The sequence below is a fragment of the Spiroplasma sp. hy2 genome (assembly GCF_044714365.1).
Lineage (GTDB): Bacteria > Bacillota_I > Bacilli_A > Mycoplasmatales > Mycoplasmataceae > Spiroplasma > Spiroplasma phoeniceum.
In genome coordinates this window covers 1-1771 of the sequence record NZ_RXFZ02000189.1, presented here as the reverse complement: position 1 = coordinate 1771, position 1771 = coordinate 1, and the positions used below count along the sequence as shown (strand labels likewise).

Sequence of the window (1771 nt, the reverse complement as noted above, 5' to 3'; positions counted from 1 at the left end):
ARATNNNNTAAATTTTTAAATAAAAGACATAATTAATTAAAATTATAATTTGCTATTAGTATTTTTTTAAAAATATTTACAATTATTTTAATAGGTTATGCAAGAAGTCTATTATTTACTTTTATATTATCAGTATATAAAGTTATTACATTATCAAAATTAATATTATCACTTTGTGATAGACCCGCAGAACGTAAACTTACATCAGTTAATGTTTTAAAATTATCTTTACAATCGTCAACACCGCCTAAAATATTAATATTTCTATTAGAAATAAAATTTTCTATATTAGGAACCGCACATTTAACTTGTAAATTATTAAGATTACTTATTTCAATAGTTTTATAAGAACTAATAAATTTATCAATACTTTGAATTGTTGGATCAATTTGTTTTAAATCAATTTCTACTTCATAATAACTTTCATAATAATTATTATTAAATAAATTAATAAAATTATTTCCTCTAATTATTGAATGAATATTAGTACATTGTTCTGGTGCTGTAATTTTAGTTTTTAATGGTTGAATTGTATTGGCACCTCATATATCTTTCATATAAGGTTTGTAATTATATGGTACTGGTGGTAAAACATATTCAGGATAATTAAATGTTGGTATTTCATAGTCATGTGGTAATAGAAAACTAGTTTTATAATTAGTTGTCATATCGCGTAAATAATTATTTAAAACACTTTTTGTTTTACCTCTGAAACTCCATACTGATAAGCGTAAATAATCTTCTTCATTATTGGTATATGGGTTATCAGCATAAAAGATAATTTCAAAATTACCTTTATATAAGGCTTGAATAGAAAACATATCAATTATATAACTACAATTTGTACCATCTGGTGTTTGTAAGAATTCGCAATTATTATCTTTTTCAATATCACTAACTGGTGTTTGTGCATCAACTGATTTGGTTTTTTCATTAATTAAATAAACTCGGTTAGTTTTAGGATTTAATTGTTTTAAATTATAAGTTGAATAAACTAATTCTTCGGTTGGTTTACCATCATTAGTTAAAACAGTCCCTTTAAATTTATCAGTTAATAAAGTAGTAAAACCTAAACTAGTAGCATTAGCACCAAAAATAGCACCAATTTTATCATTACCTTGTTCTCTAAATATTTCAAATGGTAAATAACCTTTACCTTTTGATTTTTCAGACCAAAAGGCATCATTATAAAAACTATAAATATTAGCACTCATAAATCCATTAAGTCATTGGAAATTAGGTCAAGTTTTTTCATCTTGATTAATTACTCAACCCCAGGGAATACCAAATGAAATAAAGTTTAAGAATTTACCAACTCCGCCCGGGATAGTAAAAGGATTAAATACTAATTTTTGGGTATAATTTAAAGGTAATACTGTAATTTGGCGATTAATAAAATTATTCATATTTAAAATATCTCAAACGTTACATTTACCCATTTTATTATATTCAATTTGAACTTGACCAACAGTATTACCAAATTCATCTTTTCTTCTAAAATATGATGATGCTTGCGTACTAATAATATTATTAACAGTTCCACTATTTACTTTTATTTTATCTGGCGGAGTAATCATTCAATTTTTAGACCAATAAGGTTTAGAATTTGAATTTTCTTCCTTAATAGTTGTTCCAACAGTCGGATTGGTTGCTGTTGAACTAGCTTTATCAGTTATTACAATGCCCTCACTATTTTTCTGTTTTCAAAAATCATATCTACTTTCCATATCTTTTTTTCAATCTTCATAACCAGTTATCATAGTTGGTTGAT

1 protein-coding gene is annotated in these 1771 nt (G+C 24.7%); it reads right to left on the bottom strand.

All coding sequences use genetic code 4. The features are described 5' to 3' along the window. Positions 1-95 precede the first annotated feature (95 nt). Positions 96-1771 (bottom strand): hypothetical protein (locus tag EHV01_RS05235; protein ID WP_422066534.1); only part of this gene is annotated, 1676 nt, incomplete at its 5' end.